The sequence below is a fragment of the Streptomyces dryopteridis genome (genome assembly GCF_049606955.1).
GTDB lineage: Bacteria > Actinomycetota > Actinomycetes > Streptomycetales > Streptomycetaceae > Streptomyces.
In genome coordinates, this window is sequence record NZ_CP187113.1 from 3,550,943 (window position 1) to 3,576,303 (window position 25,361).

Consider the following 25,361-nt stretch of genomic DNA (forward strand, 5'->3'; position numbering starts at 1 on the left):
GACGGCCGGCCGCTCAGCAGCACTGCCAGGTGAAGCCGGCCTCCTCGAAGCGGCCCGCGGCGAGGTCGGCGGGGCGGATCAGCCAGTACAGGGCGCCGGCGTCGCCCCACATCATGTCGGCCCGGTCGTCGGTGTCGATCTGGACGAGGGGGACCCAGGCGGCGGCCTCCGCGTCGGTCGCGGGGTCGTTCCAGGGGGTGTCGGGGCCGAGGAGCCCGTGCGCGAGCTCCCATTCGACGGGGTTCTGGATCGGCGCCGCGTGCCCGCCGACGCGGTGCACGTCCTGGGAGAGCTCGTACAGGGCGTCGGTGAACGCCTCCGCGTACAGCGGGTGGGTCTCGTCGCGGCCGATGACGCGGGGCAGGCCGAACGCGGCCCGCACGCGCGGGTCGTACCCGCCGAGGGCGGTCAGCCCCGGGACGCCGCGCAGCGGGGCCTCGGGGTAGGGCGGCAGCTCTTCGGGGGCGGGACGGGTCGCGGTGACGGCGTCGCCGGGTACGTGCAGGATCCGCGCGCCGGGGCGGGATTCCGGCTCGTCGGGGCCGACGAAGGCGTCGCCGTCGTCGACGCGGCCGTCGAAGTGGAAGAGGAGCAGGGCCCCGGAGGCGGGCAGGGCGAGGCCGGTGTCGCCGGCGGCGGAGAGGGCCGCGCAGTCGAGGGTCGCGACGAACGAGAGCGGCCCGTGCCCCTCCCAGTGCGGCCAGGGGACGTCGGCGGGCAGGTCGGGCAGTCCGCCGAGCCGGCCGACGAGCGGGCCCTCGGCCTCCGGGTCGCTGTCGAGCCGCAGGCCGGGGGCGAGGAGCCCGATCCAGGTCTCGGCGTCCTCGGGGGAGAGGTGGGCGCGGGCGAGGGCGTGCAGGGCGGCGGCGGAGGCGTGCGTCATACCCCCGATCATGCGTGCCGGCACCGACAATCCGTGCGGCGGGCCCGGCCCGTCGGCGTCGGGACGCGGGCCGGCCCCGGGGCCGACGGGGTGTCAGGATGCTCGCGCGGGGGTTATCGCGGGCCCGGGTGGGTCCGGGGTGGGTCGATGGCCGGGAGGCTGACGTGAGCGTGGGGACCGGGGAGACGTCCATGATCGGGCGGCTGGAACGGGTGTGGCACGAGGGGCGGGAGGGCGGTGACGGGGTGCTGCGGCTGGGCCCGCAGGCCCTCGTGCTGGTCGCCGACCCGGCCGGGGTGCGGCACGTGCTGGCCGCCAACCCCGAGGTGTACGTGAAGAAATCGCACCGGCTCGGCGCCCTGCTCGGCGACGGGGTGATCACGGCGGCCGGCGAGCCGTGGCGGCGTCAGCGCAAGCTCCTCCAGGCGCATTTCACCGGGCCCGGCGTGCGCCGGTACGCGGAGGCGATGGAGGGCGCGGCGCAGCGGGTGGTGGCGCGGTGGCGGGACGCGGCCCGCGCGGGCACCCCCGTGGACCTCGCGGACGAGACCCGGGCGTACTCGCTGGACGTGATCTGGCGGACCGCGACCGGCTCGACGGCGGGCCTGGACGCGGACACGGACCGGGAACTGCGGGTGATCGACGAGGTGTTCGGGGCGCTGCCGCCGTTCCCCGAGCCCGGGGTGCCCGCGCCCGATCTGTCGGAGGGCCTGGCGCGGATGCACGCCACGGTGGACCGGATCGTGGCCGGGGCGCGGTCCGGGCCGGCGGGGGGCGGGCTGCTCGGCGTGCTCCTCGACGCCGGGTACCCGCCGGAGTTGGTGCGCGACGAGCTGATCACGCTGTTGGCCGCCGGGTACGAGACCACGGCCACCACTCTGACCTGGCTGTTCCTGCTGCTCGACGGGGCGCCGGGGGAGCGGGAGGCGGCGTTGGGGGCGGGGGCCGAGGGGGTGCGGGCGCTGGTCTCGGAGGCGCTGCGGCTGTACCCGGTGGTGTGGATGCTGCCCCGGCACGCGGCCGCGGACGACGTGCTGCCGGACGGGCGGCGGGTGTCGGCGGGGGACGTGGTGCTGTCCGCGCCCTGGTTCACGCACCGGGACCCGGGGGTGTGGGAGCGGCCGGGGGAGTTCCGGCCGGGCCGGTTCCTGCCCGGGGGCGAGCGGCCGCACGCGCCGGGGGCGTACGCCCCGTTCGGGCTGGGGCCGCGGGCCTGTCTGGGGGCGCAGTTCGCGGTGCGGGAGTCGGTGGTGTTGTTGGAGCGGCTGCTGCCGGCGCTGACGCCGGTGCCGGTGGGGGAGGCGCCCGCGCCGCACTTCGGGGTCACGGTGCGGCCGGCGGGGCCGGTGTGGGCGCGGGTGGTGGAGCACGGGTAGCGGGGCGCTCGCGGGCCCCCTCCCGCCCGCCGTCAGGGGGACAGCGGGAGGTAGGCGGAGAGCACGGGCACGGGCCAGGGCAGGCGGCGGGCGTGGGCGACGAGGCCGAGGACGTCGAGGTTGAGGGCGGCCTCGGGGTCGGCGGGGCGGTCGGCGACGGACCAGTGGTCGCGGTGCGCTTCGAGTTCGTCGGCGAGGGCGAGGGTGAAGCCGTCGCGGTCGCCGGTGACGAGCTGGGAGAGCAGCCGGACGGGCGGGGAGGGGAACCCGGCGTGGGCGCGCAGGGCGCGGTCGGTGGCGGGTTCGGGGTCGTCGCCGCGCAGGTAGGCGTGCAGGGCCGCCGCGTAGGGGTCGCCCTGGCCCTGTTCGGGGTCGGGGGAGAAGTACTCGGGCGGCATGAGCACGCAGTCGGCGAGGGCGGTGCGGTCGCCGGTGAGCAGGGCGAGGGCGACGGCGCGGCGCCAGTGCAGGGAGTGCGGGACGGGTTCGTCGGCGGAGCGGACGAGGGTGAGGTCGAGGGGGCCGACGGTGACGCGGACGCTGTCGCCGGGCGCGGTGCGGGCGAGGCGGAACGCGGCGGCGCCGGCCTGGGCGGCGGTCGCGGTGAGCTCGGGGTCGGCCAGCGGATTGCCGGCGGGCGGGTTGCCGGAGGGGCCGGGGCCGGTCCCGGCGCCGCTGGAGTCGGAGGCGGCGTGCAGGTGGAACAGGCGGACCTGGTGGTCCATGAGGGCGGTGAGCCGGTGCAGGGGGCGGACCGGGGCGGGTTCGGCGAGGTGGGCCCACTGCTCGCGGGCGAGTTCGGCGCAGTCGGCGCGGGCCTCGGCGTCCAGGGCGCGCGGGTGCGGGGGGCGGGCCACGCGCAGCGGGCCGGCGGCGAGGGCGGTGAGGGCGTCGGGGCGCTTGTCGCGGCCGTAGGCGCGGACCCGGGGCGGGCCGGGGTCGAAGCCGCTGACGGGGGCGGCCGGCAGGTAGGGGGAGTCGATGCCGGTGGCCCAGCCGTTCCAGCGGCGGGCCATGGCGGCCAGCGCGATGGCGTCCAGGGGCAGCAGGGTGTGCGGCTTGGGGTCGCCGAATGCCTGGTGCAGCTCGCGGTGGAGGAGGAGCTGGGCGCGCAGGGCGGCGGCGAACGCCTCCTGGTCGCCGGCGGCGAGGGCGCGCAGGGTGGTGAGGGCGGCGCGGTAGGTGGGCCAGTCGGTGCCCTCGGGGAGCCGGCCGATGACGGCGTCGATGACGGCGCACTTCTCGTGGTCGGTGCGGGCGGTGGCCGGGGTGCGGCGGGGCGCGCCCTCGGGGCCGGTGGGTCCGCCGACCCCGGCGGGCACGCCGCCGAGGCCGCCGGCGGCGCTCAGCGCGGTGGCGCCGGCGGGGACGGCGGGTTCGACGTGGCCGAAGGCGTAGGCCATGAGGGCGTGCACGAGGGCGATGTCGGCGCGGTCCTCGTGGCCGGCGCGGGGGGTGGCGGCGGCGATGAACGCGGCGGCGCGGCGGTCGCTCTGGTTGGCGATGAAGGCGAGGCAGAAGGCGTCGAGCCAGTCGTGGGTGGCGGGGACGCCGCCGCCGAGGGCGTCGAGGGGCCCGGTGCCGGGGGCGGGCGCGGGGGCGCCGACGGTGTGCAGGCCGGGGGCGCGGGTCGCGGCGGGGGCGGCGGGGGCGTCGGGGGGGAGGACGGCGGGGATGACGGGGCCGTCGTCGAAGGGGCCCGCGTCGTAGGGGACGGCGTCGTAGGGGATGGGGAGGTCGAGCGCGCCGCCGCCGTCCCAACCGTCCCAACCGTCGTAGGAGACACCGGTGCCGGTGTAGTCGATGGAGACGTGCGCGGGGCCGCCGGGCACGGAGATCAGCTCCAGGGCGCCGACGGCGGCCTGCGCGGCCGACTCGAAGGCGACCTGGGCGTCCCGGCCGCGCAGGTCACGGTCTTGGACGGAGCGGGCACCGAGGTAGTCCAGAAAGGATTCGGCCACCATTTGCCAGCCGTAGGCCGGGCTGGGGTCGTGCTGCATGCGGTGTACGTCGCCGGCGATCCGCTCGGCGAAGCCGTGCGCGGCCGTCGACAGTGCCGCGTCCCCCACCTGATGGCGCTCGATTCGCACCGGAAGTCCCCTTTGCGTCCGCTTTCGAACCGTCAGGATAGGAAGCGGGCGGCCCTCCGGGGCCGTGACCGCCCGGGGGCGTACGGGTGACACCACGGCCGGGCCCCCCGACACGCCGGGGGGCGCGCGCCGCGCACACGCCCCGGCGCGTCCGCCCGGCGCGCGGACCTGCTGCGTCACCGCCTGCGGCGCGCCCCGGACCCGCCTCAAGCCCCCGGACGCGCAGTCCCCCGCCCGGGGTACGCCACCCCCCGGGGGACGGGGCCCCGGGCGTGTCGCCGGGTGGTGGTGGCGGGGGCCGGCGGGGTCGGCGGGGCGGTGGGGTGGTGGCGGTAGGGGCGGCGCGGGGCCGGCGGGGGCGGGACCTCGGGTTCCGTGCGTGGCCGGGTGCGGGTTGGTGTGGGGCGGGCGTGGCCACCTGCCGGTGGCGGGCAGGTCAACAGCGTTTCCCGGTGGCGGCGGGGAGGGGGCCGGGACGGGGGTGCGTCGCCGTCTGCGGGTGGTGTGGGGCCGGGGTGGCCGCCTGGCGGCGGCGGGTAGGTCAAAGGCTTTTCCCAGGGGCGGCGGGGAGGGGTCTGGGGTGGGGGTTCGTTGCCGTCTGCGGGTGGGTGTGGGGTTGGGGTGGCCGCCTGGCGGCGGCGGGCAAGTCAAAGGCGTTTCCTGGTGGCGGCGGGGAGGGGGCGGGGGCGGGGGTGTGTCGCCGTCTGCGGGTGACTGCGTGGCTGGTGTGGCCGCCTGCCGGCGGCGGGTAGGTCAAAAGCTTTTCCCAGGGGCGGCGGAGGGGGCGGCGGGCTGGGGTCCGTGGCCGTTCGCCGGTTCGCTCGGGGTGGGGGTTGGTCCACGGCAGGCGTCAGGTCCGGGGGCGGCTGGGGTGGTCTGTTCCATGAACTGCGACCGTGCGCCCCGCCCTCCGTCGCGCTCACCGGGCGGTCTCGGGCGGGTGCGGGCCCGTCGTGCACCACAAGCCCCGGCCGTCTGACGCCTGGCGGGCCGGACTGCGACCGGCCCGGCGTGTCGCCACGTCGGGCAGCCGTCTGGCACCTGGCGGGCTCGGCTGCGGCCGGCCCGGTGTGCCACCACGGCGGCCGTCTGACACCTGACGGGTCTGGCTGCGTACCGCCGGGTGTGTCGCCACGTCGAGCAGCCGTCTGACACTTGGCGGGCCCGGCTGAGGCCGTGCTGGTGTGCCGCCACGGGCGGCCGTCCGACACCTGGCGGGCCTGGCCGCGTACCGCCCGGCGTGTCGCCACGTCGAGCGGCCGTCTGGCGCGTGGGCGTCCCGGGCGCGGTGGGCCTGGGGCGTTTCCACGTGCCTCTGCCGTCTGGCGCATGGGCGTCTTGGGCGCGGGCGGCCTGGTGCGCTTCCAGGTGCCCCAGCCGTCTGGCGCGTGGGCGTCCCGAGCGCGGCCGGGCCTGGTGCGTTTCCACGGGCTGACCCGCAGGTAGGGGACGGGCTTGGGCGGGGCCGGTCCCTCCGCCCGGCACGTTTCTTTCCGGATTGGGGGCGGTGCCGGCAGATCGGTTGGCTTGCGTCGGCGGGGGCGGGGTCAAGGGTGGCGCGCAGCGCCATCGCGCAGCGACGCGACCGAAGGGAGCGCCCTTGAAGCCGTCCCCGACGAGGCGAGACGATCGGGCTGACGGGAACGACCCGACACCACATCAGCCCACGACACACCACCCACGGGCTGAGGTCTGGAGGGTGCGTCCGCCCCGTACGCGCCACTCCGCCCGCCCTTTTGGGGCGGGCGGGCGACGGCCCTGCCCTGCCGTGCCCTGCCCTGCCCTGCCGTGCCCTGCCGTGCCCTGCCGTGCCCTGCCGTGCCCTGCCGTGCCGTGCTGGCCCTGCCCGGCTCCGGACCCGGACCCGGCCCCGCCCCGGCCCCGCCCCGGCCCCGCCTCGGCCCCGCCTCGGCCCCGGCCCGGCCCCGGCCCGGCCCCGGCCCGGCCCCGGCCCCGCCCCGGCCACGGCCTCGACCTCGGCCCGGCCCCGGCCTTGGCCCCGCCCCGTCCCGGCCCCGACCTCGGCCTTGGCCCGGCTTCGGTCCGGCCCCGGCCCCGGTCCGCCCTGCCTTGGATGGCTTGGCTTGTTCGTTTGTGTGGTGGGGGCGGGGGGTGTTTGGGTTGGTTTTGGTGGGGGGTGGATGGGTCGGTGGGTGACATGTGTCGGTGAGTGACCTATGGTGGCCGGCATGAGAGATCGTGCGATGCAGGAACCGACGTTGCTGATGCTCACCGCGCTCGCCGATCGGCCGCGGCACGGTTACGCGATCGTCCAGGAGGTTCTGGAGATGTCCGGCGGGCGGGTGCGGTTGCGGACCGGGACGTTGTACGGCGCGCTCGAACGACTGCTCGGGGAGGGGCTGATCGAGGTGCACGGGGAGGAGACCGTCGACGGGCGGTTGCGTCGTTCGTACGTGCTCACGCGGGCCGGGCGCGAGGCGCTCACCGCCGAGGCGGAGCGGCTGCGGGCGACGGCGATCGAGGCGCAGCGGCGGCTCGGTCTCACGCTCCCGCCCCTCGGGTCCGCGCCGAAGGGGGCCACCGCGTGACCGACCATCTGACCGACCTTGCTGCCGACCACCGCGCCACCGCTTCGGTGCCGTGGCCGATACGGATCCTCCCGGCCGGGTATCGGCGGGCGCACGGGGAGGAGATGGCCGCCGTGCACGCCCAGGCTCTGGAGGGGGCCGGGCGGCTGGATCGGGTGCGGGAGACGGTCGACCTCGCGGCGTACGCCGTGCGCGTGCGGTTGCGCGTCACCTCCGCGGACCCTGCCGGGCGGGCTCTCGCCTCGGCCGCGCCCTACGTGGTCGGCGTCGCCGCCGGGCACGCCGCGCTGATGGCCCTGTGGATCGCCACGGGCGCGTTCTTCTTCGACCCCGTGGGCCGCTTCGGGAACGGCCGGGTCGAGCTCGTGGCGTCCGTGCTGCTCGCGCTGAGCGGGCCGGCGATCCTCCTGGGGCGCTGGCCCTGGGCCCGGCTGCTGGTCTTGGCCGGTGTCGCGGTGAGTGTCGCGGACCTGGTCGTCCACCCCGACCCGGCCGGCGGCTTCCCGGCCCGGCTGCTGCACGTGGTCCTGCTGCTCGCGCTGGTCCTGGGCTGCCCGCCCGACCTGCCGCCGGTCGCGGAACGCCACCGTCGCCGCACCGCCGCGTTGATCCTGCTCGTGGCCGGACCCCTGATCGTGTTCCGGCTCGGTGTACCGATCCTCGTGGTCAGCGCGACGACCCTCACCCTGCTCGCGCTGGCCGGGGCCTTCCTCGTCGCGGTCGCGTCGGAGGGCGCACGGCACCACCGGCCGGTCGGGGTGCTCCTGGCCGCGGTTCCCTGGGCCTGCGCCCCGGTCTACGGGTTCGTGGTGGTCGGGCAGAACCTGCTGTGGATCGCGGTGGCCTTCCCGTTCGCCTACGCCGTCGGGCTTCTGGTGCACGCCCTGCGCGGGCGCGCCGCCGACAGCGCCTGAGCGCACGCCGGCCCGGCACGCGAGTGCCGGGCCGGCGGCCGTGTGCGTCAGGCCAGGGGCTTGGTCATGCAGCGGCTGGAGTCGTGGAAGCGGTAGTGGCCGAATTTTTTCTCCGCCGGCAGGTAGCCCTCGGAGGTGTAGAGGGCGATGGCCTCGGGCTGCTGGTCGCCGGTCTCCAGCACCATGCGCAGCCGGCCGGCGTCGCGGGCGTCGCGTTCGAGGGCGGCCAGCACGAGGCGGGCCAGGCCCCGGCCGCGCGCGGCGGGCACCACGTACATGCGCTTGAGTTCGGCGTCCCCGTCCGCGTAGCCCTCCTCGTCGAACTCCCGGACCCGCCAGCCGCCGCTGGCCAGGGGGGCGCCGGCGGCGTCGTAGGCCAGCAGGTAGAGGCCGAGCGGCGGGGCGAACATGGACGGGTCGAGGTAGGTGGCGTCGCCCTCGCCGTCCTGGTAGCGGCGCTGGTATTCGAGCTGCACCTCGGCTTCGAGGGCGACGGCGTCGGGGTGGTCGTAGGCCACGATCCGCAGATCGATCCCCTGGGTTCCCTGAGACATCCGAACATCGTACGAAAGCACCGCGCGCGACCGGCGCGGGCGGGGGCCCCGCGCGCTCTCGGTACCCTGGACGCCGTTTCGCGCTGCCAGGGAGTTCCACGTGATCACAGTGACCACCGCCAACGTCAACGGCATCCGCGCCGCCGCCAAGAAGGGCTTCGTGCCCTGGCTGGAGTCGACGGCCGCCGACGTGGTGTGCCTCCAGGAGGTGCGCGCGGAGGAGAAGCAGATCCCCGCCGAGGTGCTCGCGGTGGAGGGTTGGCACGCGGTGTGGGCGCCCAGCGTGGCCAAGGGCCGGGCCGGGGTGGCGCTGCTGACCCGCCGGGAGCCGGACGCGGTGCGGATCGGGTTCGGCAGCGAGGAGTTCGACGTGGCCGGCCGCTACGTGGAGGCCGACCTGCCGGGCCTGACCGTGGCCAGCCTGTACCTGCCCTCGGGCGAGGCGGGCACGGTCAAGCAGGACGAGAAGTACCGGTTCATGGCCGAGTTCCTCGACCACCTGACGGCGCTGCGGGCCCGGGCCGCCGCCGACGGCCGCGAGGTCGTGGTCTGCGGCGACTGGAACATCTGCCACGCCGAGGTCGACCTGAAGAACTGGAAGACCAACCGCAAGAACGCGGGCTTCCTGCCCGAGGAACGGGAGTGGCTGACCCGGGTCTACGAGGAGGCCGGGTACGTGGACGTGATGCGCGCCCTGCACCCGCAGGAGGAGGGCCCGTACTCGTGGTGGTCCTACCGGGGCCGCGCCTTCGACAACGACGCCGGGTGGCGCATCGACCTCCAGGTCGCGACCCCCGGGCTGGCCGGGAAGGCGGTCAAGGGGCTCGTGGAGCGCGCCGAGACCCACCCCGAGCGCTGGTCGGACCACGCCCCCGTCACGGTCGCCTACGACCTGCTGCCGTGACGGCCGGAGCCGGCTCCCCGCGGTGTGCGCGGGGGCCGGCTCCGTCGGTCTCGGGGTGCGCGCGCGGTGTCGGAAGGGCGCGCGGCGCGCGGCGCGGGGCGCCGGGGCGGGTCAGAGGGTGCGGACGTTGCCGGCCTGCGGGCCGCGCTGGCCCTGGCTGATCTCGAACTCGACCCGCTGGTTCTCCTCCAGGTTCCGGAAGCCGGTGCCGGAGATGGCGCTGAAGTGGACGAACACGTCGGCACCGCCCTCGTCGGGGGAGATGAAGCCGAAGCCCTTCTCGCCGTTGAACCACTTGACGGTGCCCTGTGCCATGGCGTGTTGCCTCTCGCGTGACGGTGGCCGGACCGGGAGCGGCCGGCGGCGCGCTCCATCCCTTTCCCGTTCGGCGGGGTCGAAACGAGGCGGGGGGAGCGGGATCGCGCGGGGGGCGTTCAGGGGGCGTGCGGCGGTCGGGTGGGGGGTGTTTCGGGTTCCGCTTCTGGCTCTCGGGCGGGTTCCGGTCCTGCTTCCGGTTCGGCGGTGGTGGCGGCGGTGGCGGTGGCGGTGGCAGCGGTGGGCGCGGCCGGCATGAGGCGGTCCAGGGCCATCGAGAGTTCGGCCTCGACCACGCTGCGGGCCAGCGGGCGCAGTCGGCCGACGGCGGCGGTGGGGTCCCGGTCGTCGGGCGCGAGGTGGGTCACGACGAGTTCGGCGAAGATCGCGGCGAGGGCGTCGGCGTGCTCGCGGACCCGACGTCCGGCGCCCATCACGGCGGCCAGCGGCACCCCTTCGCGGACCAGGGCGGCGGAGACGTCGAGCAGCCGGCGGCTGACGTGCACGATCTCCTCGCCGTCCAGGGCCACGTAGCCGAGGTCGAGGGCCGCGGCCAGGTTCTCGGGGGTGACCTCGCCCGCGAAGTGGTCGGCGAGGGCCTCGGGGGTCAGCCGGACCGGGGTCTCCTCGGTGTAGCGGATGCCGAGCAGCTCGCCGAGCTGGTCCACGTCCCGGCCGCGTTCGAAGGCGGCGGTCAGCTCGGCGATGCCGCCGAGGGTGTGGCCGCGTTCCAGGAGGGCCGCGATCGTGCGCAGCCGGGCGAGGTGCCCGTCGTCGTACCAGGCCAGGCGGCCGGCGCGGCGGGGCGGGGGGAGGAGCTTGCGCTCGCGGTAGAAGCGGAGGGTGCGCAGCGGGATGCCGGCGGCCTCGGCGAGCTCCTCCGGCCGGTACTCGCGCGCGGCGGCGGCGGCCGGGTCCGGCCCGGTGTTCGCTTCGGGCGCCGCCGTGCCGGGGGCGGCTTCCGGGGCGGGGGTGGCTCCGGAGGCGTCGGGCCGCGTTGCGGGACCGGGTCCGGGGGCCGGGTTGGAGCGGGTTACGGGGGCCGCTCCGGGCCGGGTTCCGGGGGTCGGGGCGGGTGTCGGTGTGGGCTTCGGTCCGGGGGCGGCTTCGGTCCGGGTTCCGGGGGTCGGGGCGGGTGTCGGCGTGGGCTTCGGTCCGGGGGCCGTTCCGGGCCGGGTTCCCGGCTTCGGGCCGGGGGGCGAGCCGGGCGCCGGCGCGGGGTTCGCTTCGGCGGCGGTCGTCGTGGCGGTCGCGGCGGTCGCGGCGGGCGCAGTGGGCGCGGCGGTCGCGGTGGGCCGTGCTCCGGGGTCCGGGGCGGGTTCCGGTCCCGGGGTTCTGGTGGGTTCCGGTTTCGGGGGTCGCTCGGCTTCGGTCGCCAGGACGGCAGGGGCGTCGGCGGGGGTGTCGGGCCGTGGGGGCGTGGGGGGGTTCGGGGCCGGGGTGGGCCGTGGGGGTGTTCGGGTCGTTCGGTGTTGCGCCACATCCGCCCCTTGAGTCGTACCGCCGGTAACTTTACCCGCCCGCCCCCTACCCACCGGTACGGGACTGCCCTACTCTCCCCATCATGCCAGTGATTGCTGGCACGGTCTTCGGGTACTGCGGAGGGTGGCGGGATGGACGGCACGGACCAGACGCACGGCACGCACGGCACGCGCGACACCGAACACGGGGTGGTGCGGGGCGCCCGCCTCGACGCCCACGGACGCGAGCACGTCCGGGTGGCCGTCATCGGCAGCGGCTTCGGCGGCCTCGGCGCGGCCGTCCGCCTGCGCCGCGAGGGCATCACCGACTTCGTCGTCCTGGAGCGCGCGACCTCCGTCGGCGGCACCTGGCGCGACAACAGCTACCCCGGCTGCGCCTGCGACGTCCCCTCGCACCTCTACTCCTTCTCCTTCGCGCCCAACCCCGACTGGCCGCGCACGTTCTCCGGCCAGCCCGCCATCCGCGCCTACCTGGAGCACGTCGCCGACACCTTCGGCCTGCGCCCCCACCTGCGGCTGGGCGCCGAACTGCTGCGGGCCCGCTGGAACGAGGCCGAACTGTACTGGGAGCTGGAGACCGCCGACGACGCCGAACTCGTCGCCGACGTGATCGTCTCCGCCACCGGCCCGCTCTCCGACCCCAAGCTCCCCGAGATCCCGGGCCTGTCCGAGTTCCCCGGCGAGGTCTTCCACTCGGCGCGCTGGCGGCACGACGTGGACCTGCGCGGCAAGCGGGTCGCGATGATCGGCACCGGCGCCTCCGCGATCCAGATCGTGCCCGCCATCGCCCCCGACACCGCCCGCCTGACCCTCTTCCAGCGCACCCCGCCGTGGGTGATGCCGCGCGCCGACCGGGCCGTCACCGGTTTCGAACGCGCCCTGCACCGCAAGCTGCCCGTCACCGGCACCGTGCGGCGCGGCCTGCTGTGGGGGATCCGCGAGCTCCAGGTCGGCGCGTTCACCAAGCACCCCGACCGGCTGGGCCTGATCGAGTCCCTGGCCAAGGCCAACATGGCCCGCGCCATCAAGGACCCGGTGCTGCGCGCCAAGCTCACCCCGGACTACCGGATCGGCTGCAAGCGGATCCTGCTGTCCAGCGAGTACTACCCGGCGCTCGCCCGGCCCAACGTCGACGTGATCGCCTCCGGCCTGAAGGAGGTCCGCGGCTCCACCCTCGTGGCCTCCGACGGCACCGAGACCGAGGTCGACGTGATCGTCTTCGGCACCGGTTTCCACGTCACGGACATGCCGATCGCCGACCGCGTCGTCGGCGAGGACGGCACCAGCCTGGCCGAGCACTGGAAGGACGGCATGGCCGCGCTGCGCGGCGCGACCGCCGCCGGCTTCCCCAACTGGATGACGATCATCGGGCCCAACACCGGCCTCGGGAACAGCTCGATGATCCTCATGATCGAGTCCCAGCTCAACTACATGGCCGACTACCTGCGCCAGCTCTCCGTGCTCGGCGGCCGGTCCGCGCTCGCCGCCCGCCCCTCCGCCGTCAACCAGTGGAACCGGCGGGTCCAGGAACGGATGAAGCGCACGGTGTGGAACACCGGCGGCTGCACCAGCTGGTACCTCGACGCCGCCGGCCGCAACACCACCGTCTGGCCGGGCACCACCGGCGAGTTCCGCCGCGAGACCCGCACCGTGGACCTCGCCGAGTACGAGGTGCTGCGGATCCGCGACCGCGACCGGCCCGCGTTCGGCCTGGTCGGCGCGGGCGCCTCGGCCGGCGGGGCACGCGGCACGGCGGGTGCGGGCGGGGCGGCCCGCCCGACGCCCGCGCGGGGCGCCGGCCCAGCGACGGGCCCGGCGGCGGGCCCGGCGGCGGGCCCGGCGGCGGGCTCGGCGGCGGGCGCGGGCGTGGGCACGGGCCCGGACGCGGGGGCGCCGGCGGGCGCGGGGGCGGTCCGGAGCGCGTCCGTCGCCCAGGGCGCGGCGACAACCACGACTCCGACCGCGAGCGCGTCGGCGGGGGCGGACACGGCGAGCCCGAGCCCGAGCCCGAGCCCGAGCGCGGGTGCGTTGATCGCGCACATCGCGCCGGGTACGGCCGACGCCGCCGCCAAGGCGGCCGTCGCCCGCCTCCTCGGCACGTCCCCCGGCACGCCCCCCGGCGCGGCACCCGACACGGGCGACTCCCCGTCCCCCGCCATGCGGAAGCCCACGTCGACCGGCGACTTGGACCCCGCGCCCAGGCGCGCCAAGGGCAAGGGCCCCGCGTCCGCCGCCGGCGGCGCGAACGACGGTACGGGGGCGGGCGCGTGAGCCGGCTCGGGCACGTCACCGCCGGCCCCTACGCCCCGCCCGCCCCCCGCCGCGAGCACGTCGTCACCTCCGCCGACGGCTCCCGCCTGCACGCCGAGGAGCACGGGCCCCAGGACGCGCCCGCCGTCGTCCTCTCCCACGGCTGGACCTGCTCCACCGCCTTCTGGGCCGTCCAGGTCCGTGAACTCTCCCGCGACCACCGCGTGATCGTCTACGACCAGCGCGGCCACGGCCGCAGCCCGGCCGGCGCCCGCCACGGCACCACCGAACTCGCCGACGACCTCGAAGCCGTCCTCACCGCCACCCTCGGCCCCGAGGAACGCGCCGTCGTCGCCGGGCACTCCATGGGCGGCATGACGATCATGGCCGCCGCCGGTCGCCCCGCCTTCGTCCGGCACGTCGGCGCCGCCCTCCTCGCCAGCACCGGCTCCTCCCGGCTCGTCGCCGAGTCCACCGTGCTCCCGCTGCGCCCCGGCCCCGCCCGCACCCGCCTGACCCAGGCGGTCCTCGGCGCCCGCGCCCCCCTCGGGCCGGTCACCCCGCTCGGCAAGAAGGTGCTCCGCTACGCCACCATGGGCCCCGGCGCCGCGCCCGACCGGGTCGAGGCATGCGCCCGGATCGTGCACGCCTGCCCGGCGAAGGTGCGGTACTCCTGGTCGCACGTGCTGGCCGGCCTCGACCTCGACGCCAACCTCGCCGCGCTCGACGTGCCCACCGCCGTGCTCGCCGGCACCGCCGACCGGCTCACCCCCATCGGCCACGCCCGCGCCCTCGCCGCCGCCCTCCCGCGTTCCCTCGGCCTGACCGCGCTCACGGGCGTCGGCCACATGACCCCCATCGAGGCCCCGGAGGCGGTCACCGCCGAGATCCGGGCCCTCGTCCCGCACCTCACGCACCTCCCGCACCCGAACCCGCAGCCGCAGCCGCAGCCGAACCCGCGCACGGAGACGAAGGAGAAGACGGCATGAGCCCTCGCAGGAGCCTCGAAGGTCAGGTCGCGGTCGTCACCGGGGCGGCGCGCGGGGTCGGCGAACTGCTCGCCCGCAAGCTCTCCGCCCGGGGCGCGAAGATCGCCCTGGTCGGGCTGGAGCCGGACGCGCTCAAGGAGGTCGCGAGCCGGCTGCACACCGACAGCGCGTACTGGCACGCCGACGTCACCGACCACGAGGCGATGGCGCGGGTGGCCGCCGAGGTCAAGGAGCGTTTCGGGAAGGTGGACGTGGTCGTCGCCAACGCGGGCGTCGCCGCCGGCGGCCCGCTGGTGGACTCCGACCCCGAGGCATGGCGACGGGTGATCGAGGTCAACCTCGTGGGCAGCGCCGTCACCGCCCGCGCCTTCCTGCCCGTGCTCACCGAGAGCCGCGGCTACCTGCTCCAGATCGCCTCCCTCGCGGCCATCACCCCCGCGCCGATGATGAGCGCCTACTGCGCGTCCAAGTCGGGGGTCGAGGCGTTCGCGCACTGCCTGCGCGCCGAGGTCGGCTACAAGGGCGTCAAGGTCGGCGTCGGCTACCTGTCCTGGACCGACACGGACATGGTGCGCGGCGCCGACGAGAACCCCGTCATGCGCGACCTGCGGCAGCGCCTGCCCTGGCCCGCGAACCGCACCTACCCGCTGGGCCCGGCCGTGGACCGGATCGTCGCGGGCGTCGAACGCCGCTCCGCGCACGTCTACGCCCAGGGCTGGCTGCGGGGGATGCAGGCGGTGCGGGGGCTGCTGCCGGGGATCATCGGCACGGTCGGGCAGCGGGAGATGAAGCACTTCGAGCACCGGCTCGGCGAGGTCTCCACCGGGCTCGTGGGCGCGGGCGGGGCCGCCGACCGACACGAACGGGATGCCCGAAAGGTCTGACATGCGATGTTCGTGACTCCGTGGGAGGCTGGTCGGGTCCGTTCCCAGCGAGCGTTCCACGGAGGTCGCGCATGGCGTTGAAGGACCAGTTCCACGACAAGGCGAGACGACTCGCCGAACGCGCCGAGGCCGCCGACCGAGAGACCGGCACCACGCCGGCCGCCGACCGGACCCCCGACGCGGCGTCGACCCCGCGCGAGACCGGGACAGACCGGGCCCGCGACGTGTTCGACGTGTCGTAAGACCGTTGATCCATCGTCCGATCCCACGCAGCACGCAGTGAAAGAAGCAGTACGCAACACGAGCAGTACGCAGTGAGAAGCAGTACGCAACACAAGCAGTACGCATCACGAAGCAGTACGCACAAGGCACCACCCCCGTGACAGGCGGGGTTTCGCGGCAAGGCCCGACTGCTACCGGACCCGACCGCACGCACGGCACAAAGGGGCGCGGGCCCGACCGGAGGACCGGTCGGACCCGCGCCTCCGTGCGTGCGGGTGCGCGTGTGCGCGTGCGTGTGCCCGTACGGGCGACGGGGAAGACAGGCGGCATGACCGCCGCCGCGCCCGGCCCGAGCGATCCGCAGCCACGCCCCGATCTGGTGCGGCGCGCGATGCCGTTCCTGCCGGCCGGCAGCGAGGTCCGGCAGGCATTCGTGTGTCAGAGCGCGCCGAACTTCTGGTTCTTCGTCGTCACCTACCTCACCGGCCTCACGATGTTCCGGAACTCGTACCGGTGCGTGGTGGTCACGCGGGACGCCATCCACGTGTTGGACGGCGCGAAGTGGTCCGGCGGCGCGGTTCCGCGCCGCCTGGTGGGGACGATGCCTCGCCGCACCCGGCTCGGGCCGGTCACGGGACGATGGGGCCGGGTCGACCTCCTCGGCGAACGCCACTGGGTCCACCGGCGCTTCCACGCCCAGATCGACGCGGCGGACCACGAGGCCGACCTCCCCCACTGACCCGCCCGCCCGCGGCCCGGCGGCGGTCGTGGCCGGTCGCGTTCCCGTCCCCCCTCCCTCCCCTCCGGCGTGACGCGGCACGGGCGGGGTGACGGGGAACGCGAGGGAGCCGGCTCGGGCGGATGGGCGGGTGGGCGGTGCGCGGGGTGCGGCCGGGGGGCCGGCTCATCGCGGAGGGCCGTCGGGGGTCGGTGGGCGGTGCACGTCGTCACCCTCGCGTGGGGGTGGTGCGAGGGGCGCCGGGTCGGGCGCCCCGGTACGCGACGCCACGAGCTCCCGCGCGTGCGCGAGAGCCCGTGCCATTCCCGCCAACTGCCAACGTTGCAAGAGGTCCGGGAAATTCACCGGTACTCGCCGACGAAGGGTCGCCAATCCGGCGGGGGTGCGGTGCGGACGCACATTCCGCGCGCCTTTCGGTGCGAATAGCTGAACAGCGAACCATTGGCCAGAGAATGCCGGATCACCTGTTCGTGGGGAGCGATGGGCTTTCCGCACGTCCGGCATTTCGCGCCCTGCGGGGCCCATGTCGGATAGTCGTACGAGGGCAGCGGCTCGACGCTCACCGGGACGGGTCCGGGCGGTATCGGTGCAGGCCCAGGGTGTTGCGGACCGGCTGGGCCAGCAACCTGGCCCGCTCCTCCTCCTCGCGCGTGGCCGCGCGGAAGTCCCCGGCGGAGTACCACGTCTCCACCCCGCCGGCCGACCACACGGACCGCAACCACGCCCCGCCGATCGACGGATCCGCGAGCCTGGCCACAATCCGAAGTTCCCGCGTCCGCGAGAGCACCACAACGTCCCCGATTTCCATCGGCCGTCCCTTCTCGGAGTTCTTTCCCGATTGCTGAGACGACTGTGGTTCAACTCCCTTATTCTGCAAAGGGCTTCATACCTCACCTGCGAGGAGATACGAGGCATATGCCAGGGCTGCAAAGCGTGGACCCTACAACCGATACGGCCAGCTACCTGGGCGCCATGGTCCAGCGCCAACGGACCGCGACCGCGCGCAAGAGGGCAGGGCTGTTCCTGACCCAGGAAGAACTGGGGCACCAAGTGGGGGTCAGCCAGTCGCGGATCAGTGACATCGAGACGGGGAAGGTCCCGCCGGACCTGAAGCTGGCGCGGGCGCTGGAGCGAGTGTTGAGCATGATCCCGGATTCGTTGGCGGCACTTGTGCAGCAGATGAAGGACACGCGCATCCGGGACTACTCCGTGCCGTACTTTCAACGGCTCCGGGAAGCTGAAACCATCAACCACTTCGGTGGTCTGGTCGTCCCCGGAACCCTTCAAACGGTGACCTACACGGCGGCGCTGCTGCGGTCGGGCATGATCGGATCGACGGAGGACGAGATTCGAGCAGCCGCCGAAGACCGATGGGAGCGGGCGCAGGAAATACTGACTCGCCCCGTGCCCCCGTACGTGTCCACGATCCTCTACGAAGGTGTTCTACGAGCAGCCCAAGGCGACCTTGGCGCCGTCCGCGACCAGTTGGAGTACCTACTCAAGCTGGCGGTACTCCCGCACATCAGCATTCGGATCCTTCCCTTCAGCGCTCCGGCCATCGCAGGTGGTTTGACGATGCTCACCTTCGCGCACGGGGAAGGGCGCGCTGCTTATGTGGAGGGGTACGACTGCGGGAGCCACACGGAAGAATCGGCCCCGGTTGCGCAACAGCAACGGGTCTATGATCGGTTGTCCGAGGAAGCTGAACGGCCGGGCCGGTCAGTGGAGATGATCCGCGACGCTTTGGAGAGCCTGAGATGAGCCACGACATGCCGGGTTGGTACAAGTCGAGCTACAGCGGCAACGTTCCCGACTCGTGCGTTGAGATCAACCCCGAGGTCAGCCCCGCCGTGCTGATCCGTGACAGCAAGGAAGACGCCGGCGCGATCGTCACCGTGAGTCGGGCCGCGTGGGCCGCGTTCGCGGGCTCCGTCGCGGGTAGGTAGTCCTCCCGGTCGCTGGGACCGGTTTGCGCGGCACTGGAGGGTGCAGATGGACGTCCACGCCGGCCCTGGATGGTTCAAGAGCAGCTACAGCGGATCGGAAGCTGACGCGTGCGTTGAGATCAATCCGGCCGTCGCCCCGGCCGTGCTGATCCGTGACAGCAAGCAGGACGCCGGTGCGGTTGTGGCCGTGGGCCGGGCCGCCTGGGCCGTGTTCGCCGGGTCGGTGCGGTAGCCGGGAGACGGCTGCGGTGGGCCCCTCGGGATGCATCCCGAGGGGCCCCGTTCGTGTTCAGGCGCGTGGCGGCAACGGCGGACGCCGCAGGTCGGGGACGTTGGTGTAGCCCGGTGGGGTCGCCGGGGGGTTGCGTTCGAGGAGTTCCAGGGCCAGGACCACCGCGTCGTCGAGTTCCGCGTAGCGGCCCTCCGCCCAGTCCAGCGGGGTGCGCAGGGCCTGGAGGTCGGGGTCCACGCCGTGGTTCTCCACCGACCAGCCGTACTCGGGGAACCAGGCCGCGTTCATCGGCACGGTGATGACCGTGCCGTCGGCCAGGCGGTGTCGGCCGGTCATGCCGACGACCCCGCCCCAGGTCCGTTGCCCGACGACCGGGCCGAGGCCCAGCAGCTTGAACGCCGCCGTGATCATGTCCCCGTCGGAGGAGGTGGCCTCGTCGGCGAGGGCGACCAGTGGGCCGCGCGGGGCGTTGGACGCGTACGAGACGGGTTGGGCGTTGCGGGTGAGGTCCCAGCCGAGGATGGTGCGGCTGAGGGTCTCCACCACCAGCTCGCTGATGTGTCCGCCCGCGTTGCCCCGGACGTCCACGATCAGCGCGGGCCGGGACATCTCCACCCGCAGGTCGCGGTGGAACTGCGCCCAGCCCGAGCCGCTCATGTCGGGGATGTGCAGGTAGCCGCAGCGGCCGCCGCTCAACTCCCGCACGACCTCGCGTCGTTTGGCCACCCAGTCCTGGTACCGCAGCGGCATGTCGTCGACGAGGGGCACGACGGCGACGCGACGCGGGCGGCCGGGGGTGCCCTCGGGCGGGGCGAAGGTGAGTTCCACCGTGGTGCCGCCGGCCGCGCCGAGCAGCGGGGCCGGGCCCGCGACGGGGTCCACGGGCCGGCCGTCCACGTGGGTGAGGGCCGAGCCCTCGCGGATGCCGGTGCCGGCGAGCGGGGAGCGGGCCTTGGAGTCGGAGGAGTCGCCGGGCAGGATCCGGCCGAGGATCCAGGCGTCGTCGCGGCGCACGAGGTTCGCGCCGAGCAGGCCGATGGGCCGCTGGTAGTGGGCCGGGCCCTCGTTGCGGCGGGCGGCGGTCACGTAGGCGTGCGAGGTGCCGAGTTCGCCCATCACCTCGCGCAGCAGGTCCGCGAACTCGCCGGGGGTGGCGACCCTGTCCAGCAGCGGGCGGTACTGGTCGAGGACGCCGTCCCAGTCGATCCCGCACATGCGGGGCTCCCAGAAGTAGGCCCGCACGATCCGGCCCGCCTCGTCGAACGCCTGCCGCCACTCGGCGGCCGGGTCCACCTCGTGCAGGATCCGCCGCAGGTCGAGGGTGACGACGGAGTCCCCGTCACCCGATTCGCTCGACGGGGCGGCCCGCAGTTCGCCGTCCTCCTGGAGCACGAGCCGGGTCCCGTCGCCGGAAAGGGCGAAACCGTCGATCTCGGAGGCGAGTTCGGTGCGGCGGGCCTTCGTGAGGTCGAAGTGTTCCAGGGTCGGCTTGCCGCTGGTGTCGGTCGGGTTGGCGAAGGTCTCGCCGAGGGCCCCGGAGATCGGCCAGCGCAGCCAGACCAGGCCGCCGCCGGCGACCGGGCACAGCGCGGAGTACTTGGACGCGGCCACCGGGAACGGCGCCACCCGGCTCTCCAGCCCCTCCACCTCGACCGTCACCGCGCCCTCCCCGTCGCTCGCGCCCTCCACCGGGTCGAGCCCGCCGCCGGCCGGCCGGCCCTCGGGGCTGTAGGCGAAGGGGGAGGGGGTGGCCGAGTTGAGGGGCACGAGGTAGGGGCGGCAGCCGAGCGGGAACGACAGGTCGCCGGTGTGCACGTCGTACACCGGGTCGAAGCCGCGCCAGGACAGGAACGCGAGGTAGCGGCCGTCGCGGGTGAACACGGGGCTCTCGTCGGCGAACCGGCCGTTGGTGACGTCCACGACGGTGTGCGGGCCGGGGCCGGTGATACGGGCCATCCGGATCTGGCTCAGGGAGCGGCCGATGCCGGGGTGGCACCAGGTGAGCCAGCCGCCGTCGGGGGAGAAGGCGAGGTCGGAGACGGGGCCGTTGGGGGAGCGGACGAGTTCCGTGACGGGGCCGGTGGTGGCGGTGGCGCCGGTGCCGGTCGGGGGTTCGGTGAGGGTGGTCGCCGGGGTCGCGGTGGGGTCCGCGGTGGGGTCCGGGCCGGTCTCGGGTGTCGCGGCCGGCGGGGTCGGGGTCGGCGTGTCGGGGCCGGGGCCGGCGTGCATGGCGTCGTCGGTGGGCTTGTCCGCCGTGCCCTCGTCCCCGTCCGCGCCCTTTCCGTCGGCGGCGTCCGGGTTCCCGGCCGGGCTGCCGGCCGCGGCCCCCGCCGGGCCGTCGTCCTCGGACGGTTCCGGGGTGTCCTCGTCGAGGGTGTCCGGTTCGGAGGTGTCCACGAGGAGCAGCCGGCCGTCGTGCGAGGCGATGGCCACGCGGGAGCCGTCGGGGGAGGAGACCAGCTCCAGCACCCGGCCCAGTTCCCCGGCGCCGATCCGGCGGGGCGCGCGGTCGCCGGTGGCGCGCGGCAGCCAGGCGATCTCGACGGCGTCCTCGCCCTCCGCGTCCGTGACGTACGCGATGCGCCCGCTGTCGCCGAGCATCTCGGGCAGCCGGACCCGGACCCCGGGGTCGGCGGAGATCACGCGGGCCGGGCCGTCGCGGTGGGTGAGCCAGTACAGGGCGCCGCGCACGCCGATGGCGCTGGCCCGGCCGGTGGTGTCGACGGCCAGGGAGGTGACGTTGCTGCCGGCGGGCACCTGGTGCACCCGGCGGCCGGTGCGCGGGCCGCCGAGCCGGACGGGCAGCCGGCGGGGCACTGCGTCGGGCGTCAGGGACTCCACGAGCCACAGGTCGCCCGCGCACTGGTAGACCACGCGCCGGCCGTCGCTCGCGGCGTGCCGGGCGTAGAAGGCGTCGTGGTCGGTGTGGCGGCGCAGGTCGGAGCCGTCGGTGCGGCAGGAGTAGAGGTTGCCGACGCCCTCGTGGTCGGAGAGGAACGCGATCCGGTCGCCGACGAACATGGGCGCGTCGAGGTGCCCGCCGATGTCCTCCAGGAGCCGGGCGCCCTGGTACCAGAGCCGGCCGCCGGCGCCGCCCCGGTAGCGCTTCCACTCGGCGGGTTCGTGCGGGGGCTTTCCGGTGAGCAGGAGGGTGCGCAGGGCGGGGTCGGCGCCGGCGTCGGCGGCGTCGGAGCCGTCGGGGCGGGTCTCGGGCCGGCCCATGGCGATGTGGGCGACGGGGCCCCAGGGCAGTCGGCCGCCGGGGCCGCCGTCGGTGGGCAGGCGGTGGCCCCAGGAGTGGTACGAGAAGGGCTGGCCGTGGGAGGAGACGGCGAGGATGTCGGAGCGGCCGTGCTCGTCGGGCGGGGTCCAGCCGCAGATGCGGGTGTCGGCGGAGCCCCAGTGGGTGAGCCGGCGGGCCGGGCCGCCCTCGGTGGGCACGAGGTGGATCTCGGGGTCGAGGCTGCGCCAGGTGGTGAAGGCGATGGAGGCGCCGTCGGGGGAGAAGCGGGGGTGTTCGACGATCGTGCGGTCCACGGTGAGCCGCCAGGCGCGGCCGGGGGCGGTCTCGGCGCCGGGCGCGGGCAGCGGGGCGACCCAGAGGTCGTCCTCGGCGACGAAGCACAGGAGGTCGTCGTGGAGGTGCGGGTGGCGGAGGTATGCGGGGTCGTCGCTCACCCTGACATGTTTTCCGCGCCCGGCGGGCCCGGCAACCCGTGGTGCGGATCTTGTGCGACGAGTACGACGGGTACGGGGGTGTGTGCGCGGGTCGGGTTCGGGGTGGGTTCGGGTCGGGTTCGGGGTGGGTTCGAACGGTCCGGGGCTTCGGGCCGTGACGCAGGCCACGACGTGGAACGAAACGGAACGGTTTCGTTTCGCTCTGGCGAGGGGTAGCATCCTCGGTGTACGACAGCGTTTCGTTCCACGATTCGACGGGGAGGTGCGGGAGATGACCGATGTGGCAGCGTCGCCGAGGCGTACCCGGATCACCCCCGAACGCGAGGCCGAGCTGCACGAGGCGGTCCTGGACCTGCTCCGTGAGGTCGGCTACGAGGCGCTCACCATGGACGCGGTCGCCTCCCGCACCCGATCCAGCAAGGCCACCCTCTACCGCCAGTGGGGGAGCAAGCCGGAACTGGTCGCGCGGGCCCTGCGCTGCACCCAGCCCACGTCCCTGCGCGACATCGACACCGGATCGCTGCGCGGCGACTTCCAGTTCATGATCGAGAGTTCGGACGACGCCCGGATGGCGAAGGACACCGCGCTGATGCGGGGCCTGACCCATGCCGTGCACGAGAGCCCTGAACTGCACAAGGCCCTGCGCGACCTGCTCGTCGACCCGGAGCTCAACGGGTTGCAGGCCATGTTGCGCCGGGCCGTGGACCGGGGCGAGATCCGGCCGGACTGTCCGGCGTTGGACTTCGTCCCGCACATGCTGATCGGCGCGTTCATCGCGCTGCCGCTGATCGAGGACCGGTCCGTGGACCGGGTCTTCCTCGGGCAGTTCATCGACGCCGTGGTCCTCCCCGCCCTCGGCGTCTGATCCCGCGACGGCCGCCCCGCCGGCGACCGCCGCCCCACCACCACCGACAACCGCACACCGCTGTGCGCCTCACCGTGCCCGGACCACCCTGACCCGCCCCGGGTCACCGGCCCGCGATCGGGCGCGCCCCCCTCTCCAGCCTCCCCGGACACGCCGCTCTCGTCGTCGGGTCGGCTCGACACGCCCTGATCCCATCCCACGACTCGACGGGAGCACCACAACCGTGGCCACCTTCCTCTACCGGCTCGGCCGAGGCGCGTTCCGGCGCCGCAAGCTGGTCGCCCTGCTCTGGGTGGCGCTGCTCGCGATAGCCGGCGTCGGCGCCGCCACCGCGAACACCGCCACCTCCGGCTCGTTCTCCATCCCCGGCACCGAGGCGCAGCGCGCCGGCGACCTGCTGGAGCAGCGCTTCCCGGGCATGACGGCGGGCGGCGCGACCGCGCGCATCGTCGTCAAGGCCCCCGAGGGCGCCAAGGTCACCGACCCGAACGTCAAGCGCGAGGTCGACGGCCTGGTCTCCGGCCTGAAGTCGGGCGAGGGCGCCGACCAGATCGCCTCGGTCGACGACCCGTACCAGACCAAGTCCATCAGCCGGGACGGCACGACCGCCCTGGTCACCGCGAAGTACAAGGTCAGCGGCATGGAGCTGACGGAGGGCACCAAGTCCTCCCTCACCGGCTCCGGTGACGCCGCGAAGAAGGCCGGGCTGACCGTCGAGATCGGCGGCGACGCCCTGATGTCGATGCCCGAGAGCGGGGCCAGCGAGGCCATCGGCATCTCGATCGCCGCGGTCGTCCTCGTCATCACCTTCGGTTCGCTGGTCGCGGCCGGGCTGCCGCTGCTGACCGCGCTGATCGGCGTGGGCATCGGCGTCTCCTCGATCACCGCGCTCGCCAACGTGCTCGACCTCGGCTCCACCACCTCCACCCTCGCGATGATGATCGGCCTGGCGGTCGGCATCGACTACGCGCTGTTCATCGTCTCCCGCTACCGGGGCGAGCTGGCCGAGGGCCGGGAGCGCGACGAGGCCGCCGGGCGGGCCGTGGGCACCGCCGGCTCCGCCGTGGTCTTCGCGGGCCTGACCGTGGTCATCGCCCTGGTGGGCCTGGCCGTCGTCAACATCCCGATGCTGTCGAAGATGGGCTTCGCCGCCGCCGCGACCGTGGTGCTGGCCGTGCTCGTGGCGCTGACCCTGGTGCCGGCCGTGCTCGGTTTCGCGGGCGCCAAGGTGCTGCCGGCGGGCGAGAAGAGCCGCCTGTTCGGCAAGGGCAAGGCCGCCAAGGCCGCCAAGGCCGCCAAGGCCACCGGGGAGGCCGGGAGCGCGGAGGAGTCCGTCAACGGCGGCACCCGCTGGGCGCGGTTCGTGCTGCGTCGCCCGATCTTCGTGCTGCTGACCGGTGTGATCGCGCTCGGCGCGATCGCCATCCCCGCCACCAAGCTGGAGATGGGCCTGCCGGACGACGGGGTCAAGGCCACGTCCACCAGCGAGCGGCGCGCCTACGACCTGGTCTCCGAGGGCTTCGGCCCCGGCTTCAACGGCCCCCTGATGGTGGTCGTCGACGGCACCAAGGCCGAGGCCGACGCGACCGTGAAGCGGATCCGCGGGCTGGGCGAGGAGGCCGGCATGGTCACCCCCGCGCAGCCGAACAAGGAGGGCGACACCTGGATCATCACCGTGATCCCCAAGGACCGCCCGTCCTCCACCGAGACCGAGCAGCTCGTGCACGACATCCGCGCGGGCAACGGCGACAACGTGTACGTCACCGGTCAGACCGCGATGAACATCGACTTCTCGCAGAAGATGAACGACGCGCTGGTGCCGTACCTGGCGCTCGTGGTCGGCCTCGCGTTCCTCCTGCTGATGGTCGTCTTCCGCTCGATCCTGGTGCCCCTGAAGGCGGCCCTCGGCTTCCTGCTCTCGGTGGTGGCCGCGCTCGGCGCCGTCGTCGCGGTCTTCCAGTGGGGCTGGCTGGCCTCGCTGCTGGGCGTGGAGCAGACCGGGCCGATCATGAGCCTGATGCCGATCTTCATGGTCGGCGTGGTCTTCGGCCTGGCGATGGACTACGAGGTCTTCCTCGTGACCCGGATGCGCGAGGCGTACGTGCACGGGGAGCGGCCCGGGCAGGCCATCGTGACCGGTTTCCGGCACGGGGCGCGGGTGGTCGTGGCCGCCGCCGTCATCATGATCGCGGTGTTCGCGGGCTTCATCGGCATGGACGACCCGATGATCAAGTCCATCGGTTTCGGCCTGGCGATCGCGGTGTTCTTCGACGCGTTCGTGGTGCGGATGGCGATCGTGCCGGCCGTGCTCGCGCTGCTGGGGCACGCGGCCTGGTGGCTGCCGGGTTGGCTGAACCGGATCCTGCCCAACGTGGACGTCGAGGGCGAGGGGCTGCGCAAGCACCTCGACGGCGAGTCCGCGGCGGACGGGGACGACGGGGACGGGGACGGCGGCTCGGGCAAGAGCCGCGAACTCGTCAACGCGTGAAC

General features: G+C 74.7%; 20 protein-coding genes and 1 pseudogene. 14 read left to right on the forward strand and 7 right to left on the reverse strand.

From position 1 onward, the window contains the following. Positions 1-13 precede the first annotated feature (13 nt). On the reverse strand, positions 14-883 hold the full coding sequence (locus ACN20G_RS15225) for a YwqG family protein (RefSeq protein WP_424213318.1): 870 nt from the start codon (positions 881-883) through the stop codon (positions 14-16). A 164-nt stretch (positions 884-1,047) separates the two neighbouring features. Between ACN20G_RS15225 and ACN20G_RS15230 the strand changes: the two genes are divergently transcribed. After that, positions 1,048-2,259: a cytochrome P450 gene (locus tag ACN20G_RS15230; RefSeq protein ID WP_424213319.1), complete on the forward strand. Its 1,212-nt coding sequence runs from the start codon at positions 1,048-1,050 to the stop codon at positions 2,257-2,259. 32 nt (positions 2,260-2,291) lie between these two features. Here ACN20G_RS15230 and ACN20G_RS15235 read toward each other — a convergent pair whose 3' ends face one another. Next, a complete protein-coding gene (locus ACN20G_RS15235) occupies positions 2,292-4,349 on the reverse strand; it encodes an Imm49 family immunity protein (protein WP_424213320.1) in 2,058 nt (685 codons plus the stop codon). Between the two features lie 2,189 nt (positions 4,350-6,538). On the opposite strand from ACN20G_RS15235, the gene ACN20G_RS15240 reads away from it, so the two are divergent. Together ACN20G_RS15240 and ACN20G_RS15245 are read left to right on the forward strand one after the other, a co-directional pair. Next, positions 6,539-6,898 carry a PadR family transcriptional regulator gene (locus tag ACN20G_RS15240; RefSeq protein WP_424213321.1) on the forward strand — a complete coding sequence of 120 codons (360 nt, stop codon included), beginning with the start codon at positions 6,539-6,541 and terminating at the stop codon, positions 6,896-6,898. After that, positions 6,895-7,812: a hypothetical protein gene (locus ACN20G_RS15245; protein WP_424213322.1), complete on the forward strand. Its 918-nt coding sequence runs from the start codon at positions 6,895-6,897 to the stop codon at positions 7,810-7,812. The genes ACN20G_RS15240 and ACN20G_RS15245 overlap by 4 nt, the downstream gene beginning before the upstream one ends. A 47-nt stretch (positions 7,813-7,859) precedes the next feature. On the opposite strand, the gene ACN20G_RS15250 is transcribed toward ACN20G_RS15245, so the two are convergent. Beyond that, positions 7,860-8,366 (reverse strand): GNAT family N-acetyltransferase, encoded by a 507-nt coding sequence (locus tag ACN20G_RS15250; RefSeq protein WP_424213323.1) that lies wholly within the window; start codon positions 8,364-8,366, stop codon positions 7,860-7,862. A gap of 100 nt (positions 8,367-8,466) precedes the next feature. On the opposite strand from ACN20G_RS15250, the gene ACN20G_RS15255 reads away from it, so the two are divergent. Then, complete coding sequence (locus ACN20G_RS15255) at positions 8,467-9,270, forward strand: exodeoxyribonuclease III (RefSeq protein ID WP_424213324.1); 804 nt, start codon at positions 8,467-8,469, stop codon at positions 9,268-9,270. Positions 9,271-9,381: 111 nt separating this feature from the next. Here the strand turns inward: ACN20G_RS15255 and ACN20G_RS15260 are convergent, their stop codons facing one another. Both ACN20G_RS15260 and ACN20G_RS15265 read right to left on the reverse strand, forming a co-directional pair. Beyond that, complete coding sequence (locus ACN20G_RS15260; RefSeq protein ID WP_424213325.1) at positions 9,382-9,585, reverse strand: cold-shock protein; 204 nt, start codon at positions 9,583-9,585, stop codon at positions 9,382-9,384. Positions 9,586-9,704: 119 nt separating this feature from the next. Then, positions 9,705-10,442 carry a MerR family transcriptional regulator gene (locus ACN20G_RS15265; protein WP_424215519.1) on the reverse strand — a complete coding sequence of 246 codons (738 nt, stop codon included), beginning with the start codon at positions 10,440-10,442 and terminating at the stop codon, positions 9,705-9,707. A gap of 816 nt (positions 10,443-11,258) precedes the next feature. On the opposite strand from ACN20G_RS15265, the pseudogene ACN20G_RS15270 reads away from it, so the two are divergent. The 5 genes and pseudogenes from ACN20G_RS15270 to ACN20G_RS15290 all read left to right on the forward strand — a co-directional run. Further along, positions 11,259-12,857: pseudogene (locus ACN20G_RS15270) on the forward strand (flavin-containing monooxygenase); the annotation flags it as partial. 476 nt (positions 12,858-13,333) lie between these two features. Further along, a complete protein-coding gene (locus ACN20G_RS15275) occupies positions 13,334-14,305 on the forward strand; it encodes an alpha/beta fold hydrolase (RefSeq protein ID WP_424213326.1) in 972 nt (323 codons plus the stop codon). Further along, positions 14,302-15,189, forward strand: coding sequence for an SDR family oxidoreductase (locus ACN20G_RS15280; RefSeq protein ID WP_424213327.1), 888 nt, complete (start codon positions 14,302-14,304; stop codon positions 15,187-15,189). The genes ACN20G_RS15275 and ACN20G_RS15280 overlap by 4 nt, the downstream gene beginning before the upstream one ends. Before the next feature lie 71 nt (positions 15,190-15,260). Then, positions 15,261-15,431, forward strand: coding sequence for a hypothetical protein (locus ACN20G_RS15285; RefSeq protein WP_424213328.1), 171 nt, complete (start codon positions 15,261-15,263; stop codon positions 15,429-15,431). Positions 15,432-15,739: 308 nt separating this feature from the next. Then, entirely contained in the window at positions 15,740-16,150 is a 411-nt protein-coding gene (locus tag ACN20G_RS15290) for a hypothetical protein (RefSeq protein ID WP_424213329.1), read from the forward strand. Between the two features lie 559 nt (positions 16,151-16,709). On the opposite strand, the gene ACN20G_RS15295 is transcribed toward ACN20G_RS15290, so the two are convergent. Continuing rightward, a complete protein-coding gene (locus ACN20G_RS15295) occupies positions 16,710-16,907 on the reverse strand; it encodes a hypothetical protein (RefSeq protein WP_424213330.1) in 198 nt (65 codons plus the stop codon). Between the two features lie 158 nt (positions 16,908-17,065). Between ACN20G_RS15295 and ACN20G_RS15300 the strand changes: the two genes are divergently transcribed. From ACN20G_RS15300 to ACN20G_RS15310, 3 genes are read left to right on the forward strand one after another with little or no spacing between them, the layout of a single operon-like run. Then, the gene (locus ACN20G_RS15300) at positions 17,066-17,911 is read left to right on the forward strand and encodes a helix-turn-helix domain-containing protein (protein WP_424213331.1); all 846 of its coding nucleotides are present in this window, start codon (positions 17,066-17,068) and stop codon (positions 17,909-17,911) included. Further along, the gene (locus tag ACN20G_RS15305; protein ID WP_424213332.1) at positions 17,908-18,096 is read left to right on the forward strand and encodes a DUF397 domain-containing protein; all 189 of its coding nucleotides are present in this window, start codon (positions 17,908-17,910) and stop codon (positions 18,094-18,096) included. The genes ACN20G_RS15300 and ACN20G_RS15305 overlap by 4 nt, the downstream gene beginning before the upstream one ends. A gap of 46 nt (positions 18,097-18,142) precedes the next feature. Continuing rightward, entirely contained in the window at positions 18,143-18,328 is a 186-nt protein-coding gene (locus tag ACN20G_RS15310) for a DUF397 domain-containing protein (protein WP_424213333.1), read from the forward strand. Positions 18,329-18,385: 57 nt separating this feature from the next. On the opposite strand, the gene ACN20G_RS15315 is transcribed toward ACN20G_RS15310, so the two are convergent. Then, positions 18,386-22,006, reverse strand: a complete 3,621-nt coding sequence (locus ACN20G_RS15315; RefSeq protein ID WP_424213334.1) for a S41 family peptidase — start codon at positions 22,004-22,006, stop codon at positions 18,386-18,388. A gap of 271 nt (positions 22,007-22,277) precedes the next feature. On the opposite strand from ACN20G_RS15315, the gene ACN20G_RS15320 reads away from it, so the two are divergent. Next, positions 22,278-22,871: a TetR/AcrR family transcriptional regulator gene (locus tag ACN20G_RS15320; RefSeq protein ID WP_424213335.1), complete on the forward strand. Its 594-nt coding sequence runs from the start codon at positions 22,278-22,280 to the stop codon at positions 22,869-22,871. Between the two features lie 223 nt (positions 22,872-23,094). Beyond that, on the forward strand, positions 23,095-25,359 hold the full coding sequence (locus ACN20G_RS15325) for an MMPL family transporter (RefSeq protein ID WP_424213336.1): 2,265 nt from the start codon (positions 23,095-23,097) through the stop codon (positions 25,357-25,359). Positions 25,360-25,361: the final 2 nt, after the last annotated feature.